This window comes from Bradyrhizobium sp. MOS001, assembly GCF_004634465.1.
Lineage (GTDB): Bacteria > Pseudomonadota > Alphaproteobacteria > Rhizobiales > Xanthobacteraceae > Bradyrhizobium > Bradyrhizobium barranii.
Genome location: NZ_SPVJ01000037.1, coordinates 1 through 14776, shown reverse-complemented (window position 1 = coordinate 14776; position 14776 = coordinate 1). Strand labels below are relative to the sequence as shown.

At 64.4% G+C, this 14776-nt stretch carries 18 protein-coding genes; 4 read left to right on the top strand and 14 right to left on the bottom strand.

Features of this window, described 5'->3' with window-relative positions:
• Positions 1-18 precede the first annotated feature (18 nt).
• The 14 genes from flgH to motA all read right to left on the bottom strand — a co-directional run bounded on the left by flgH (position 19) and on the right by motA (position 9925).
• Complete coding sequence (gene flgH, locus CT676_RS31795; protein ID WP_135216097.1) at positions 19-714, bottom strand: flagellar basal body L-ring protein FlgH; 696 nt, start codon at positions 712-714, stop codon at positions 19-21.
• Entirely contained in the window at positions 715-1485 is a 771-nt protein-coding gene (locus tag CT676_RS31790; protein ID WP_167768219.1) for a MotE family protein, read from the bottom strand.
• Positions 1486-1552: 67 nt separating this feature from the next.
• Entirely contained in the window at positions 1553-2683 is a 1131-nt protein-coding gene (gene flgI, locus CT676_RS31785) for a flagellar basal body P-ring protein FlgI (protein ID WP_135216095.1), read from the bottom strand.
• The gene (gene flgA, locus CT676_RS31780; protein ID WP_343287552.1) at positions 2680-3135 is read right to left on the bottom strand and encodes a flagellar basal body P-ring formation chaperone FlgA; all 456 of its coding nucleotides are present in this window, start codon (positions 3133-3135) and stop codon (positions 2680-2682) included. The genes flgI and flgA overlap by 4 nt, the downstream gene beginning before the upstream one ends.
• A 35-nt stretch (positions 3136-3170) precedes the next feature.
• Entirely contained in the window at positions 3171-3959 is a 789-nt protein-coding gene (gene flgG / locus CT676_RS31775) for a flagellar basal-body rod protein FlgG (protein ID WP_063981298.1), read from the bottom strand.
• A gap of 17 nt (positions 3960-3976) precedes the next feature.
• On the bottom strand, positions 3977-4306 hold the full coding sequence (locus CT676_RS31770; RefSeq protein WP_135216093.1) for a flagellar hook-basal body complex protein FliE: 330 nt from the start codon (positions 4304-4306) through the stop codon (positions 3977-3979).
• A 2-nt stretch (positions 4307-4308) separates the two neighbouring features.
• Positions 4309-4725, bottom strand: a complete 417-nt coding sequence (gene flgC / locus CT676_RS31765) for a flagellar basal body rod protein FlgC (protein ID WP_014492659.1) — start codon at positions 4723-4725, stop codon at positions 4309-4311.
• Between the two features lie 11 nt (positions 4726-4736).
• Complete coding sequence (gene flgB / locus CT676_RS31760; RefSeq protein ID WP_014492658.1) at positions 4737-5117, bottom strand: flagellar basal body rod protein FlgB; 381 nt, start codon at positions 5115-5117, stop codon at positions 4737-4739.
• An 85-nt stretch (positions 5118-5202) separates the two neighbouring features.
• Positions 5203-6288: a flagellar biosynthesis protein FlhB gene (gene flhB, locus CT676_RS31755; protein WP_039153365.1), complete on the bottom strand. Its 1086-nt coding sequence runs from the start codon at positions 6286-6288 to the stop codon at positions 5203-5205.
• Positions 6289-6301: 13 nt separating this feature from the next.
• Positions 6302-7342: a flagellar motor switch protein FliG gene (locus tag CT676_RS31750; RefSeq protein ID WP_014492656.1), complete on the bottom strand. Its 1041-nt coding sequence runs from the start codon at positions 7340-7342 to the stop codon at positions 6302-6304.
• A gap of 2 nt (positions 7343-7344) precedes the next feature.
• Positions 7345-7719 (bottom strand): flagellar motor switch protein FliN, encoded by a 375-nt coding sequence (gene fliN / locus CT676_RS31745; protein ID WP_014492655.1) that lies wholly within the window; start codon positions 7717-7719, stop codon positions 7345-7347.
• Between the two features lie 76 nt (positions 7720-7795).
• Positions 7796-8110 carry a hypothetical protein gene (locus CT676_RS31740; RefSeq protein WP_063981296.1) on the bottom strand — a complete coding sequence of 105 codons (315 nt, stop codon included), beginning with the start codon at positions 8108-8110 and terminating at the stop codon, positions 7796-7798.
• Complete coding sequence (locus CT676_RS31735) at positions 8091-9032, bottom strand: FliM/FliN family flagellar motor switch protein (protein ID WP_028153460.1); 942 nt, start codon at positions 9030-9032, stop codon at positions 8091-8093. Before CT676_RS31735 ends, CT676_RS31740 begins: the two co-directional genes overlap by 20 nt.
• Positions 9029-9925, bottom strand: a complete 897-nt coding sequence (gene motA, locus CT676_RS31730) for a flagellar motor stator protein MotA (RefSeq protein ID WP_063981295.1) — start codon at positions 9923-9925, stop codon at positions 9029-9031. Before motA ends, CT676_RS31735 begins: the two co-directional genes overlap by 4 nt.
• A 142-nt stretch (positions 9926-10067) precedes the next feature.
• Between motA and CT676_RS31725 the strand changes: the two genes are divergently transcribed.
• The 4 genes from CT676_RS31725 (at position 10068) to CT676_RS31710 (ending at position 14450) form a co-directional block, all read left to right on the top strand.
• Positions 10068-10868 carry a DUF1217 domain-containing protein gene (locus tag CT676_RS31725; RefSeq protein ID WP_071909951.1) on the top strand — a complete coding sequence of 267 codons (801 nt, stop codon included), beginning with the start codon at positions 10068-10070 and terminating at the stop codon, positions 10866-10868.
• 3 nt (positions 10869-10871) lie between these two features.
• Positions 10872-11600, top strand: a complete 729-nt coding sequence (flgF, locus tag CT676_RS31720) for a flagellar basal-body rod protein FlgF (protein ID WP_071909949.1) — start codon at positions 10872-10874, stop codon at positions 11598-11600.
• 36 nt (positions 11601-11636) lie between these two features.
• Positions 11637-12962, top strand: coding sequence for a flagellar protein export ATPase FliI (gene fliI / locus CT676_RS31715; protein WP_063981292.1), 1326 nt, complete (start codon positions 11637-11639; stop codon positions 12960-12962).
• A gap of 852 nt (positions 12963-13814) precedes the next feature.
• Complete coding sequence (locus CT676_RS31710; RefSeq protein WP_063981291.1) at positions 13815-14450, top strand: MarR family transcriptional regulator; 636 nt, start codon at positions 13815-13817, stop codon at positions 14448-14450.
• Positions 14451-14776: the final 326 nt, after the last annotated feature.

Sequence of the window (14776 nt, the reverse complement as noted above, 5' to 3'; positions counted from 1 at the left end):
GCGCGGTCGGCGCGATTCTCAGAATGGTGCCACGGCGTCATAGATCCGATGTCCCCATCCAGGCTGCTGCACGTCAGACAGATTTCCGCGACCGCCATAGGCCACGCGTGCCTCGGCGATCTTCTCGTAGGAGATCGTGTTGGTGCGCGAGATATCGCGCGGACGCACGATGCCGCCGACGTTGAGCACGCGCATCTCGGTATTGACCTTGAACTCCTGCGAGCCGCTGATCATCATATTGCCGTTGGGCAACACGTCGGTGACGATGGCGGCAATCGACAGCTTGATGTCTTCGGTACGATCGATCTGACCGTTCCCCTTGATCTGGGTGTTGGTGTTCAGATTGGCGCTGGTCGAGCCCTTGTCCTGCCATCCGGCGACGTCCATCAGCCAATCCAGCCCGAACTTGATTTGCGAATCGCGCGAACGATCGGTCTTGTTGTCGAGCTTGGCCTTGTCCTGCATCGAGATGATGACGGTCACGACGTCGCCGGTGCGCCGGGCACGGGGATCGCGATAGAGATCCGTGCCGTCGTCCCAGGTCGAGCGATAGCTGACGGGCGTACGCATGCGGGGCGTCACCGGAATCGGATCGGCCTGTGTCCTCAGGCCGGTGCCGACCGGCGACAGTCGCGGACCGGTCAGCACTTCCGCGGGATCGCCGATGCACCCGGTCAGCATCAGGAGCAGCAGGATGAGGATCAGATTCTTCATCTATTTGGTCTTTCCGTCATCCACGCGACGCATTCCGCCGAGCAGATCGGCAAGGTGCGCCGCGCGTGCCGTCTCCATCTCGTTGAAGATCGCGCTCGAGCTCCTCGGACTGAGTTTTGCAAGCACGGCGGCGGCGGTCTCGTCCGCCATCCCGGCGATCTGGGTCGCCGCGGCATCCGGCTTCATGCGCGAATAGATCTCGACGACGCTCGCTTCGGCCTTCTTCAGGAAGTCGTCACGCAGCGCCATCCACTTCTCGTATTCGGCGCGCTTGGCCTCGACCTCGGCGATCCGCTCCCGGAGCTGGGTCTCGGCCTTCTCCAGCTCCCTGAGCTGCCAGGCCAACCGTGCATCGACGGCGGGATCGGCGACATTGCTGCAGAACAGGGCGACCTCATTGTCCGCAGGTACCGCAGCCTGTGCCGGTGCGGGCTTCGGCGGCGCCGTGACGCTGCCCGGCTTGGCCGGGCGCACGGGCGCGACTGCGGGCGCCGGCGCAGGCTTCTCGGGAGCCGGCACGGCCCCCGTGATCGCAGGTCCGGAATCTTCGGCGGCCCACGCCGTCGCCCGGAACAACGCATTGTCGCCCGGTATCGACGAGGCCGCCGGATACGGCTTCTGCGGTCCGGCCGCGCGTGCACGCGCGAAGGACAGCAGGTTGAGCGGCTTCGACGGCTTGGCCTCATCCAGCGCCAGAACGGGCGAAGCGCATCCGAACGCGCAGGCCGCGACCAGGAGGAGGAGTTTGGCTTTGTGATCCAGTTTCAGCATCGGGCCGCGTGCGATTCTCGGTCGAGACCTGAGCATTGAGCGACCAAGCTTGCACGACGCTTGTGCATCATTGCACGATGACGTCGGCCTGGAGCGCGCCGGCCGTTTTGATCGCCTGGAGGATCGCGATGATGCCCGACGGCTTCAGGCCGATCTGGTTCAGCCCGCGCACCAGGCGCTGGAGGTCGACGCCGCTCAGGATCGCCACCTGCGATCCGGCCTCGTTGGCCTCGACCACGGTCTGGGGAACGACCACGGTCTGCCCTCGCGAGAACGGCGCCGGCTGCGACACCACGGGAAGCTCGGTGACACGAACCGTCAGGTTGCCATGCGTCACGGCGACGGTCGATATGCGCACGTCGCGCCCGATCACCACCGTACCGGTCCGCTCGTTGATCACCACGCGCGCCGGCGTGTCCGGCTCGACCGTCAGCTCGCCGATTTCGGCGAGGAAGCGGACGGGGCCGATATGGCGCGGCTTCGACAGCACGATGGTGCGGTAGTCGCGCTCGAAGGCGATCTGCGCGCGGTAGCGGCCACCGGCGTAACCGTTGATGGCGTCGAGAATGCGTGTCGCGGTGACGAAATCAGGGTTCTTGAGCTCCAGCACCAGGAACTCCATCTCGTGGAGGCTTCCCTGCACCTCGCGCTCGACCAGCGCACCGTTCGGGATGCGGCCCGCCGTCGGCGTGCCCTGGCTGACGTTCTGCGCCTGCCCTCCCACACTGTAACCGGCGACCGTGACCGCGCCTTGCGCCACCGCATAGACCGCGCCGTCCGCCGCCCGCAGCGACGTCATCACCAGCGTGCCGCCGAGCAGCGAGGTCGCATCGCCGAGCGACGATACGGTCACGTCCATGCGCTCACCCGCCCCGATCGAGGGCGCCAAATCCGCGGTCACCATGACGGCTGCGACGTTGCGTGTGCGCAGCGTCGTCGGACGCGGGGGATTGTTGGTGCTCGTGGTCTCGTTCCTGACGTTGATGCCCATATTCTCGAGCATCGATTGCAGGGACTGCTCCGTGAACGGAGCGTTGCGGAGCGTGTCGCCGGTGCCGTTCAAGCCGATGACGAGGCCGTAACCGACGATCTGGTTTTCGCGCAATCCCTTGATGTCCGCGATGTCCTTGATGCGGACGGCCGCCTGGGCGCTGGCGGCGGAAACGAGCAGGACGAGCGCAAGCAGGAATCTGGTCATGATCCATCCACGACCTTGACGGTGCCGTCCGGCTGGACGACGCCTCTGATGATCACGCCGGTGTCGGTGTTTCGTACCGGGATGAGCGCGCCGGTCGCACCCGACTGCATCGCCGCGCCGTAAGTGACGATCGACAGGCCGCTGTCTTCCACCACGACCTTGACCATGGCGCCGCGGGCGATCGTCCAGGGATCCTCCACCGAATTGGTCGGAATCGGCTGGCCCGGCAGCAGCGCGCGCCGCGCCATGCGTCCGACCAGGATCTGGCGTCCTTCGATGAACATGGCAACGCCGAGCACATTCGGCGCGAAGGCGCGTTCCGTGATCATGTCGTCCCGGATCAGCTCGCCGGCGCGGATCGACACGGCCGGCACGGGAAGCCGCTTCTCCTCGGCCGCGGCGACGCGCGCCAAGACGAGAACCAGCAGCACGGCGGCCAACCCGCGCACCATCAAGCCCACCCTGTTCGACATCGAGAACACCGGAACTAGCGCATGCCCTTCGAGACCGTCTGGGCCATTTCATCCGAGGCCTGGATGACCTTGGCGTTCATTTCATAGGCGCGCTGCGCCGAGATCAACTCGGTGATTTCCTTGACCGGGTCGACGTTCGAGGCTTCGAGATATTGCTGATTGATCTTGCCGTATCCGGAATCGCCCGGCAGCCCGACAACCGGCGTGCCGGACGCCGTGGTCTCGCGATAGAGGTTGCTGCCGAGCGGCTCGAGGCCCGCTTCGTTGGCGAAATTGGCGAGGTTGAGCTGGCCGATCTGCCGCGGGTTCACTTCCGTATCCAGCTTGGCAAACACCTGTCCGGTCTGGTTGACGACGACCTGAACCGTTCCCTGCGGTATCGTGATTGCGGGATCCAGCAGATAGCCGTCGGTGGTGACGAGCTGGCCGTTGGCGTTGGGGCTGAACGAGCCGGCGCGAGTGTATTGCACCTCGTTGTTCGGGCCGAGCACCTGAAACCAGCCGCGACCGTTGATCGCGAGGTCGTAGGGGTTGCCGGTCTGCGTGAGCGCGCCCTGGATGTGCAGCTTGCGGATGGCCGTCGACTTGACGCCGAGGCCGAGATTGGAGCCTTCCGGGATGGGCGAGGAGCCATTGACGTTCGCGACGCCCTGCATGCGGTCCATCTGGTAGAACAGATCGGTGAATTCCGCTCGCGCACGCTTGTACGACGTCGAATTGATGTTGGCGATGTTGTTCGCGATGACTTCGATGTTGGTCTGCTGGGCGTTCATGCCCGTGGCCGCAATGGCGAGCGATTTCACAGCTTCATTCCCTCAGATCAAATCGACATCCGGACGACTTCTTGGTAGGCCTGCACGACCTTGTCGCGAACCGCGACCGCGGTCTGCAAGGCCTGCTCGGCCGACATCAGCGCCTCCACGACCTTCCGGGTCGATTCCTTGCCCTGCATCGCCGAGATCGACGCCGCTTCGCCCGCCTTCAGCGTCCCGATCGCGTCCGTCGTCACCTGCTTCATCACCGATTCGAATCCGACATCGTCGGTGGACTGAATGGCGGTCGGCGCCGCCGGCGCGATGGCCTGCGTCTCGGTCGCGCGGCTCGCCGCTTGCCCGGCGGAACTCGCGGTGGATGAAATTGCCTCAAGCATTGTCAGCTCCTCAGCAGGTCGATGGTCATGCCCAGCATCGACCGCACCTGTTTCACGACCTGGAGATTGGCTTCATAGGACCGGTTGACTTCCCGCATGTCGGCCATCTCGATCATCATGTTGACGTTCGGCAGCTTGACGTAACCGGCCTTGTCGGCGGCGGGATGTCCCGGCTCGTACTCCACGCGGTACGGCGTGGTGTCGACCCCGATCTCCTTGACCTTCGCAAGCTGCGCGCCCGAGGCGCGGTCCATGGCGGCATCGAAGGTGATGGTCTTGCGCTGATACGGATCGGCGCCGGCCGTGCGTCCCGTCGAGGTCGCATTGGCAAGGTTTTCCGAAACGATGCGCATGCGGGTCGACTGCGCTTCGAGCCCGGAGCTCGCGACCGTCAATGACGCTTGCAGTGAGTCCAGCACGTCAATTCACCTCAGCTCTTCGCGCTCGACAGCAGCATGCGGTGGAACGACCGCACGACCGCCGAGTTCATCGAGTAGTCGCGACTGACGTCGCTGCCCTTGATCATTTCCTGCTCGAGGCTGACGGAGTTGCCGGAATGAACCACTTCCCAGCTGTCCTTCTTCGCGGTCTTCCGCGTATCGGTCTCGGCCGCGGACAATTGCATGTGCGAGGGCGACGTCGTCGCGAGCCTGACCGGCGTGGCGTCGAGCACCTTGTTGAAGGGCTCGACGTCGCGCGCCTTGAAGCCCGGCGTATTGGCGTTGGCGACGTTGGTCGCAATGGTCGACTGGCGAAGCTCGAGGTACCGCGCCTGCGACGATGCGAGTTCGAAGAGATAAAGCGGTCCCACGACGGCCCCATGCTGATTTCTTAAGATTAAGTTTAGGGCCGCAAGCTTTCGTCAAGCTGATGCAGCCGACGCTATGCTCGGAAATCTACTGAACCTTCTCGGTCCGCGGCGCCTGCTTGGACTGCAGGAAGTAGATGATCTCGGCGACCGGCCGGAAGAATTCCGCCGGAATCACCTGGTCGACCTGAACCGCCTCATAGAGCGCGCGCGCCAGCGCCTTGTTCTCGATCACCGGGATCCGGTTCTGCTCCGCGACTTCGCGGATCTTGAGCGCGATCACGTCCATGCCCTTGGCGACCACCATGGGCGCTGCGTTTTCCTCGCGCTTGTAGCGCAGGGCGATCGCGAAGTGCGTCGGGTTGGCGATCACCAGCGTCGCACGCGAGGCGGACGCGATCATGCGTTGGCGCGAGCGGTCGCGCGCCAGCGAGCGCAGGCGCGCCTTGATCAGTGGATCGCCCTCCGCCTGCTTGTGCTCGTCCTTGATCTCCTGCTTGGTCATGCGCAGCTCGCGCCGCCAGTGGAAGCGCGCCCAGGCGAGATCGATCGCGACCAGGACGATGGTGGCGATGCAGATCGCCGAGACGATCCGCATCGCGATGTTGAGAATCATCTCCGGCAGCGCGACCGGATCCGTATACATCGCCTCGAACGCCCTGGCTTCGGACGAGCGCAGCACGAACACGACGACGACCGTCACCGAGACGAGCTTGAACAGCGACTTGGCGAATTCGACGAGGCCCTGCGTTCCGAACAGCCGGCTCCAGCCGCTGATCGGGGAGATTCGCGACAGCTGCGGCTTGATCCGCTCCAGCACCAGGCGCGGCGCATTCTGCAGCAACGATGCGGCGAGGCCGAACACCGCCAGGGTGACGACCAGCGGCACCAGGAATCGCAACGCCTCGAGGCCCACCACCGTGAGCAGGTTGCGCGCGTCCGCGCCGTTGCTGAGAGGGAAGCCTTCGGGATCGTCAAGCAGGCTCTTCAGCGTCGGCGTCAATTGCTGTACGCCCTGGCCGATCAGGAACGCCTGGATCACCATCAGCGCGGCCATCGAGGCAAAGATAGAAGCCTCCCGAGAGACCGGGATTTTGCCCTGTTCGAGCGAATCGCGGACTTTTTTCTCGGTCGGCTCTTCTGTCTTGCTCTCCTGATCGGATGTTTCTGCCATGCCCGTTCAGCGGTCAGCGGAAGACCAGCTCATCCTCCTGCTCGGGGTTGAGCTCGATTTCGCCCTTTTCCGCCAGGTCGAGTGCAAGGTCGGTGATGACGCGGCGCGCCTCCAGCACGTCGCGCTGGTTCGACGGCTCGCCGATGGCGAGTTCGTGCTCGACGACGCGGCGGACACGCGAGGCAACCGAGGACAGGATGAGTTCGCGAAAATGCTTGTCGGTGCCCTTCAGCGCGATAACGATGCGATCGGTCGGCACCTGGTCGAAGATCATGGTGCGCGCCTTCGGGGTCAAATTGACCACGTCGTCGAAGGTGAACAGCAATTCCTTCAGAACTTCGGCCGACTTCGGACGCTTCTCCGACAAGCTCTTCAGCATGTCCTCGATATGGCCGCGCTCCATCTTGTTGATGATGTCCGCAACGCGCGCGTAGGTGTCGGCGCCGAGGTTGCGAGCGAAATTGAGCGTCAGGTCCTCGTGCAAGGTCTTCTCGAGGACTTTCATGGCGTCGTCGACGATCGGCTTGAGGCTGAGGACGCGCCGCATCAGTTCATTGCGCAGGCTCGACGGCAGCTGGCTCATCACCTTGGCGGCGCAGGACGGCTTGACCTTGGACAGGATCAGCGCCGCGGTTTGCGGATGCTCCTTGGAGAGGTACGTCGCCAGCGAGTTTTCCGACACCGACGAGACGCGGTCCCACACCGACCGGCTCGAATTGCCGAGCAGGTCCGACATGATTGCCGAGACCTGGTCGGCCGGCAGCACATCGCCGAGCACGGCTTCGAGACCGCCGATGGTGCCGAGAATGTTGGCGCCCATCGAGAATTGCTGGGCGAACTCCTCGACGATCGACTCGAGCTCCTGCGCGGTGATCGGCCGCAGCTCGGCCGCGGCCTTGGTGACGATGCGAATATCCTGCGGCTCGAACTGCGAGAGCACGCTCGCGGCCGCCTGCCGGCCCATGGCCAGCAGGAGTGCCGCGACCTTTTCCGTTCCGCCCAGCGTGGCAACGCCTCGCTGCTTGATAGGAGCGACGCCGACCTGTGCCGCCATGATCAGGTATCACCCTGCCCCAGCGGTCCGACGATCTCGGTGAGCGAGACGCCGAAGCGGGAATTGTCCTCTTCGACGACAACCACTTCGCCGCGGGCAACGACGCGGCCGTTGACCACGACGTCGACGGGCTCGCCGACGCGGTGATCGAGCGGAACCACCGCGCCGCGGCCGAGTTTCATCAGATTCGCGACGGGAATGGTCGCTGATCCCAGCACCACCTGCATCGTGACAGGAATGCGCAGGATGGCATCGACATTGGCGAATTTGCCGGTTTCCTCCGCCGTGCGCGCGGCGATCTCCGCCAGCCGCTCCAGCGGAGACGCATCGGTCTCTCCCGATGCCGATGCAGACTCATATTCGAAAGATTGCGCCATTTGGTATCGCCTCTTGGTATTTCCGCTCCCGGAGCGCCGCGACGGTCCGATCGCACGTGTTCTGCAAGTCCTGAATTCAATGCTTGTTCGCCTCGGCGCCGCTCACGGTTGAGGCCGGTTGGAGCCCGCTCCGCGCGTCGAGCGCCGCGATCGCCTCGTGGGCCTGATCTATCTTCGTGCTCAGCACATTGGCGAGCCGGCCGAGATTTGCGGTGGAATCATGCGCGGCGGTGATGACGGTGTCGAAGGCGCCCGCCGTCTCGTGGACGATGGTCGAGAACTCGCCCTGGTAACTGCGCAGCCGCGCCAGTTCGCGGTGCATCCGGGTCACCCTCATGCTGGTGAAGGCCAGCGCGATCAGCAGCACGGCATCAACGAGATAGGATATCATCGACGAACTCCCGCTTCTGATCGACGGGATCCGCCACCTGCATGGCGTAATAGCCATCGAGCTGGCCGATCTGACACCAGAACAGCACCTGGTTGTTGCTCTCGAGCCGGGCCAGCGTGCGCGGCGTGGCCTCGAGCTCCAGAACCTGCCCCACCTTGAATTGCACGACGTCCTCGAGGGAAATCATCTTCTCGTCGAGCACCGCGCTCAGCGTCACTTCGGTACGGTGAACCTCGCTCTCCATCTGCTCGCGCCAGCGCGGATCAGCCGCGCGGCCGTCGCTGACGACGACGTGGGCGAGCTTCTGCCTGAGCGGATTGAGCGCGGAGTGCGGAATGATCAGGAACATCTGGCCGCCGCGATAGAGCGCCTGCACCATCATGTTCGCGCAGATCGACATATTGCTGGCGCGCCCAATCGCGAGCGACGCCATCGCCGTCTCGACTCGCTCGACACGGAAGGTGACATTGGAGGTGCCGGCGAAGGCGCCCTGCAGCGCCTTGGCGAACCGCTCAAACAGCGCCTGGACCAGCCGGATCTCGATGTTCGAGAAGGTGCGTTCGACGTCGAGCGGCGGTTCGGCGCCGTCGGAGCCGAACATCGCCTCGACCATCGTGAACACGAAGTCGCGATCCAGCATGATGATGACGCGCGAGTCCCACTGCTCGGCATAGAGCACGGCGGCAACCGCGTTGCCCTCGTAATCCTTGATGATGTCGCCGAGCGGGTCGTTGGTGATGCCGTTGACGGAGAAGTAGCACGGCGTTCCCGCCATCGGCTGCAGGCTGTCGGTGCACGATGCCGCCATGCGATCGAAGATCACATTGAGCATCGGCATGCGCTCGATCGATATGCCGGCGGCGTCCAGCAGGTAGTTCGGCAGCTGCTTCCGCTGATCGACGTCGAGGTCTTCCGTCATCATGCGCGGGCAGCCTTCGGTTCAGCCTCGGTCGCGACGGCCTTGGGACCCGCGATCGTCTCGTTCTCGACCACGTCGATCGACGGCCGTTCGCCGCTCGCGATCATCTTGCGACCGTGCTCGACGGCGATCTGCGGCATGGCGCCGTTCATGAACGCCAGAAGCGTCTGCTTGACGATGATGTAGGGCCGGCAGCGCTTCTCTCGCGTCATCTTGATCTTGATCGCGAAGGGCGAGAGGACGCCGTAGGACAGGAAGATGCCGGCGAAGGTGCCGACGAGCGCCGCGCCGATGAAGCCGCCAAGGAGCTTCGGCGACTGGTCGAGCGCGCCCATGGCCTTGATGACGCCGAGCACGGCGGCGACGATGCCGAGCGCCGGCAGCGCCTCGGACACGACCACCATCGAATTGTAGGGCGCCAGCTTGGCCTTCACGATGGTGTGGATCTCCTCGTCCATCAGCGCTTCGATCTCGTGCGTGCGCGCATTGCCCATGATGATGAGGCGGACATAGTCGCAGATGAACTGCAGCAACGGCGGGTCCCCAAGGACGCTCGGGAACGCCTTGAAGATCTCCGAGGACGCGGGATCGTCGATATGCGCCTCGACCTCGTTGCGGCCCTTGCCCCGCAGCTCCCGCATCAGGGCATGGAGCGCTCCGAGCAGATCGAGGTAATAGCGCTCACTCGGCACCGCGCCGGTGATGGCCTGCATGCAGGCCACGCCGGTATCAACGACCGTTTTCCACGGATTGGCGACGATGAAGGTGCCGATCGCGGTGCCCAGGATGATCACGAATTCCCACGGCTGCATGAGCACGGCCAGATGCCCGCCCATGGCGGCAAATCCGCCGAGCAGTGCCGCTACCGTGATGAAAATCCCCACGAAACTGAGCAACGCGCCACTCCATCGCCGATCCCATCGGGAATATCTAGTCGGCGACGCTTGCGCGAGGCTGGCTTCGTGGTCGCCAGCCCCGCGCAAGCAATTGGCGGCAGCTTGAGACGAAGTCGCAACGGCGGCCAGAGGGGCGCGTGCCATGCTATCCACGATCGCGGACTACACCAGACTGACCAAGGATATGGGCAAATCGCTGACACAGGTCGCGGCCCAGCCGGACGTCAGCCGCGACACCGATTATTTTCTCAGCCATATCGGCAATGTGAAGACGATCGACGACTTCCTGAAGGACTATCGCCTCTACTCCTATGCGATGAAGGCCTTTGGTCTCAGCGACATGACCTATGCCAAGGCGTTCATGCGCAAGGTGCTGACCGAGGGTGTCTCCGACTCCAAGAGCTTCGCCAACAAGCTGACCGACACCCGCTACCGGCAGTTCGCCGCCGCCTTCAATTTCGCCGCCCTCGGCGACAAAGCGACCCAGACCGCCGCCGCCACGACCGGTACGGCGACCCAATACGTCACGCAGACGATGGAGGAGAAGGCCGGCGACCAGAACGAGGGTCTGCGGCTGGCGCTCTATTTCACCCGCAAGGCCTCCACCATCAGCACTTCCTACCAGATCCTCGCCGACAAGGCGATGACGCAGGTGGTCCAGACCGCGCTCGGGCTGCCGTCGACCATCAGCGCGGCAGACATCGACGCCCAGGCCAAGCTGATCACGAGCAAGATCGACCTCACCGATTTCCAGGACCCGGCCAAGGTCACCAAGTTCGTGCAGCGCTTCGCCGCGATGTGGGATGCGACCCAGGCCCAGAACGACATCAACAATGGCAACTCGACCAACTCCGCGCTGGTCCTGATCGGCGGCGCGTCGTCGATGGCCGGCCTGGATACCGACATGCTCACGAAGCTTCAGTCCATCCGGTTCGGAAAGTAAGTCATGCAATCGGCCCTCTATGTGGGATTGTCGGCGCAGGTCGCCCTCGAAAAGCGCCTCCAGACGATCGCCAACAACGTCGCCAACGTCAACACGGCGGCATTCCGCACCGACGTCGTGAAGTTCGAGACCGTGCTGTCGAAGGCCGGCGCGAACCCGGTCGCCTTCTCCTCGCCCGGCGACAACATCATCTCGCGCGAGATGGGCAGCATCACCGAGAGCGGAAACCCGCTCGACGTCGCCGTGGTCGGACAGGGCTGGATCGCCTTCGCCGGCCCGAACGGCACGGTCTATACGCGCGACGGCCGCCTCCAGCTCGCCCCCAACGGCGATCTTCAGACCGTGTCCGGCTTCCCCGTGATCGATGCCGGCGGCGCGCAGATCACGCTCGACCCGAACGGCGGACCGATCGCGATCGCCCGCAGCGGCGCGATCACCCAGGACAACAACGAGATCGGCTCCATCGGCCTGTTCAACATTCCCGCCGATGCCAATCTCGAGCGCTACGGCAATTCCGGCGTCACGCCGGACCGGCCCGCGACCGCCATCGCCGATTTCTCCCGCGACGGCTTCAAGCAGGGCTATGTCGAGGGCTCCAGCGCCAATCCGATGATGGAATTGACGAAGCTGATCGCGGCTTCGCGCGCCTTCGACGGCACCAATTCGATGATCGAGGGCACCGAAAGCTCGCTCCAGAACGCAATCCGGACGCTGGGCGAGCCGGGCAAATAGACTGCGCTGCATGCGCATTGAGGGTGGACGGTTTCCTTGAACGCTCTTCGGCAACTCGAGTGGGCGCTGCTGGAGCTTCAGCAGAGCACTCCCCTGGCCAGCGTCAGCGGCGCGATCTCCGAGATCGCTCCGACGCATTTCCGCGTCTCCGGCCTGTCGCGCTTCGTCAGGCTTGGTGAACTGATCGGCGTCAACTCCGGCGGCAAGCCCCAGATCGGCGAGGTGGTGCGGATCGACAGCGAGGGCATCATCGCCAAGCCGTTCGACCGGCAGTTCGCCGGCGGCCTCGGCTCGGTCGCCTACCGGATGCCGCCACTGTCCTTCGCGCCCGATCCGAGCTGGAAGGGCCGCGTCATCAACGCGCTCGGCGCGCCGCTCGACGGACAAGGTCCCCTCACCCCGGGGTCGCGCACCGTCTCGGCGGAAGCCGAGGCGCCGGCGGCCATGAAGCGGGCGCGCGTCCACAAGCCGCTGCACACCGGCGTGCGCGTCATCGACCTGTTCGCCCCAATCTGCGCCGGCCAGCGCGTCGGCATCTTTGCCGGCTCCGGTGTCGGCAAATCGACGCTGCTGGCGATGCTGGCCCGCAGCCAGGGCTTTGACACCGTCGTGCTGGCGCTCGTCGGCGAACGCGGCCGCGAGGTGCGCGAATTCATCGAGGACGTGCTCGGCGCCAACCGCAGCCGCGCCATCACCATCGTATCGACGGGAGATGAAAGCCCGATGATGCGGCGGCTGGCACCGAAGACCGCCATGGCGGTCGCCGAATATTTCCGCGACCGGGGCGAATCGGTCCTGCTGGTGGTCGATTCGATCACCCGTTTTGCCCATGCCGCCCGCGAGGTCGCCCTCGCCGCTGGCGAGCCTGCGGTCGCACGCGGTTACGCACCGACGGTCTTCACCGACCTGCCCCGCCTGCTGGAGCGCGCCGGCCCTGGCGAGGAGGGATCCGGGACGATTACCGGCATTTTCTCCGTGCTGGTCGACGGTGACGATCACAACGAGCCGATCGCCGACACCATCCGCAGCACCCTCGACGGCCACATCGTGCTCTCCAGGCACATCGCCGACCAGGCGCGCTATCCCGCCGTCGACGTTCTGGCCTCGGTCTCCCGCCTCGCCCACAACGTCTGGGACCCCGAGGAGCGCGAATTGGTGAGCAAGCTGCGCACCATGATCGCCAAATACGAGGACACGCGCGACCTTCGCCTGATGGGCGGATATCAGACGGGGCGTGATTCGGGTCTCGACCAGGCCGTCGACATGGTCCCGAAGATCTACAGCGCCATGCGGCAGGACGCCTCGGCAGGGCCGAGCGCCGATCCATTCCGCGAGCTGCGAGACATGCTCAAGGGCGACTAGCCGGGCGCGGCCGGCGCGCCCGTCGTCGTCGACCTGCTCATTATCGCGACAGTCGATCACGCATGCCGCTGCGCCTCCGGCGCATGCGCACCCGTCGCCGACTGCCGCTTTCCGTCGCGCGCTAGCATCGGCCGTTCGGTGGAGATCGTGCCGCCGAGGCGAAAGCGATCCGGCGAACCCGTCTCGCTGTCGTTATCACAACAACCGCTGCGTGCAATCCCTACGAGTTCCATTGCCGATTCTGTGACGGATCGCACAAGTTGTGGATGACGCGCCGCTGCGCGTCACCGTCATGCACAAGCTTCCATCAATTTGCATCAACGGCGAACAGCAGCAGGCGTGCAATCAAACCGTCGCACATTTGCGTGCAAGTAGCTTGTTACACTGCGTATTGCGATCACCATGATGTGTCCTGACAAACGAGATTGTCTTGAACGTTACAATCGCTTCGAGCGACAGCCAGTCTTCGGGAGCGTCTCTACTTGATTTTGTTGAGAAGCTCATTCATCGTTTCGATGGAATACAAGAAACGTCTGCGTGTGACTTGAACTTCAGGGGCTACGGTTGAACAATACCGATCCATCGTCCGGCTGTGACGGCAACTCGGGCTTTCGTTCGACGACGCCACGATTGGCACACCATCATCGACACAGCTTCTCGCGCCGTATCTCGCAGGGTCCATCTGTCGAGATCGGCGGCAGAACGGTCCGTGCTTTCGCGCGAGAGGCGGGCCCTGCGCCTGCGTATGTGTCGATTGTGGTTGGTACGGCTTCTCGCGAAGGACTGGTACGCAACGACGGAAGGCGGCTCCGGGGCGCCGCAGACGTGATATCCGGGGCAAGGTAGGAATTTATGCCGTTGGCACGCGAGGCCGTCGAGCTGCTGGTTCAGGCGGCCAGAGCCTGGTATTTCGAAGGCAATCAGCACGGGTTGCGCGACCGGGAATGGATGGCGCTGCGCTTTCTTCACCGCGCCAACAGGTTCTCGCGCACGCCGTCCGCGCTGGCCGGCTTCATCGGCGCGACCCGCGCCACCGCATCGCAGATCGTGAAGACGCTGGAAGCCAAGTCCTTCCTGGTGCGAAAGCCGTCGCACGAGGACAAGCGGTCCGTCGTGCTGCACGTCACCGCGCAAGGCGAGAAATGCCTGAGCCAGCACGACCCGATCAATCACGTGGTGAACGCGGTCACGTCTCTCGGCACCGACGAATGCGTCAGGCTGCGCGACTCGCTGCGCGAGATCCTCAATCATCTCGACGCGGCCCATCAGCGGCTCGATGCCAGCATCTGCCGCGACTGCATGTTTCTCGCCGAACGCAGTCCCGGCGCGGGCAAGGGACGCGCGAGCGCCGAATTCATGTGCCGGCTGTACCGCGCCCCGGTTTCTCTCGAGGAGACCGAGCTCCTCTGCACCAGCTTCGAGCGCACCCGCGACCGCCCGAAGATCGAGGGGCATCTCGACCGCGCGCGCATGGCGAGCCAGGGATGACGCGGGAGTTCGCGACGTGATGGAACGCGCAAGTTTCGGGCGGATGCGATCGCCGGCGCTTGCGTAAAGTTTCTCAGCGGTATCGTTCTTTGAAACACTCGTTTCCTCCGGTCTCCCGGATGCGCTGACCAGGCACGGGAACATAGTGGCGCACACTCCCTCCGCAACGTCATTGCGAGCGCAGCAAAGCAATGACGGAGTAGGAGGCATCGCCGTCGTCCTCCAGGTACCACTGTCATTCCCCGCGACCCGGCTACGCCAAGGCTTCGCCGGGGCTGAGGTCCAGGGCCGCCGAAGCTTTAGCGTAGGCGGCAAGCGGGGAATCC

Bases quoted from the DNA above. Each gene is read 5' to 3' on its own strand.
- CT676_RS31735 (WP_028153460.1), bottom strand. From the start codon at position 9,032: ATGATGACGGAAGACCTCGACGTCGATCAGCGGAAGCAGCTGCCGAAC.
- fliN (WP_014492655.1), bottom strand. From the start codon at position 7,719: ATGGCGCAATCTTTCGAATATGAGTCTGCATCGGCATCGGGAGAGACC.
- flgI (WP_135216095.1), bottom strand. From the start codon at position 2,683: ATGACCAGATTCCTGCTTGCGCTCGTCCTGCTCGTTTCCGCCGCCAGC.
- CT676_RS31790 (WP_167768219.1), bottom strand. From the start codon at position 1,485: ATGCTGAAACTGGATCACAAAGCCAAACTCCTCCTCCTGGTCGCGGCC.
- CT676_RS31750 (WP_014492656.1), bottom strand. From the start codon at position 7,342: ATGGCGGCACAGGTCGGCGTCGCTCCTATCAAGCAGCGAGGCGTTGCC.
- CT676_RS31710 (WP_063981291.1), top strand. From the start codon at position 13,815: ATGCCGTTGGCACGCGAGGCCGTCGAGCTGCTGGTTCAGGCGGCCAGA.
- flhB (WP_039153365.1), bottom strand. From the start codon at position 6,288: ATGGCAGAAACATCCGATCAGGAGAGCAAGACAGAAGAGCCGACCGAG.
- CT676_RS31770 (WP_135216093.1), bottom strand. From the start codon at position 4,306: ATGCTTGAGGCAATTTCATCCACCGCGAGTTCCGCCGGGCAAGCGGCG.
- flgH (WP_135216097.1), bottom strand. From the start codon at position 714: ATGAAGAATCTGATCCTCATCCTGCTGCTCCTGATGCTGACCGGGTGC.
- flgF (WP_071909949.1), top strand. From the start codon at position 10,872: ATGCAATCGGCCCTCTATGTGGGATTGTCGGCGCAGGTCGCCCTCGAA.
- flgA (WP_343287552.1), bottom strand. From the start codon at position 3,135: ATGGTGCGCGGGTTGGCCGCCGTGCTGCTGGTTCTCGTCTTGGCGCGC.
- CT676_RS31725 (WP_071909951.1), top strand. From the start codon at position 10,068: ATGCTATCCACGATCGCGGACTACACCAGACTGACCAAGGATATGGGC.
- CT676_RS31740 (WP_063981296.1), bottom strand. From the start codon at position 8,110: ATGATATCCTATCTCGTTGATGCCGTGCTGCTGATCGCGCTGGCCTTC.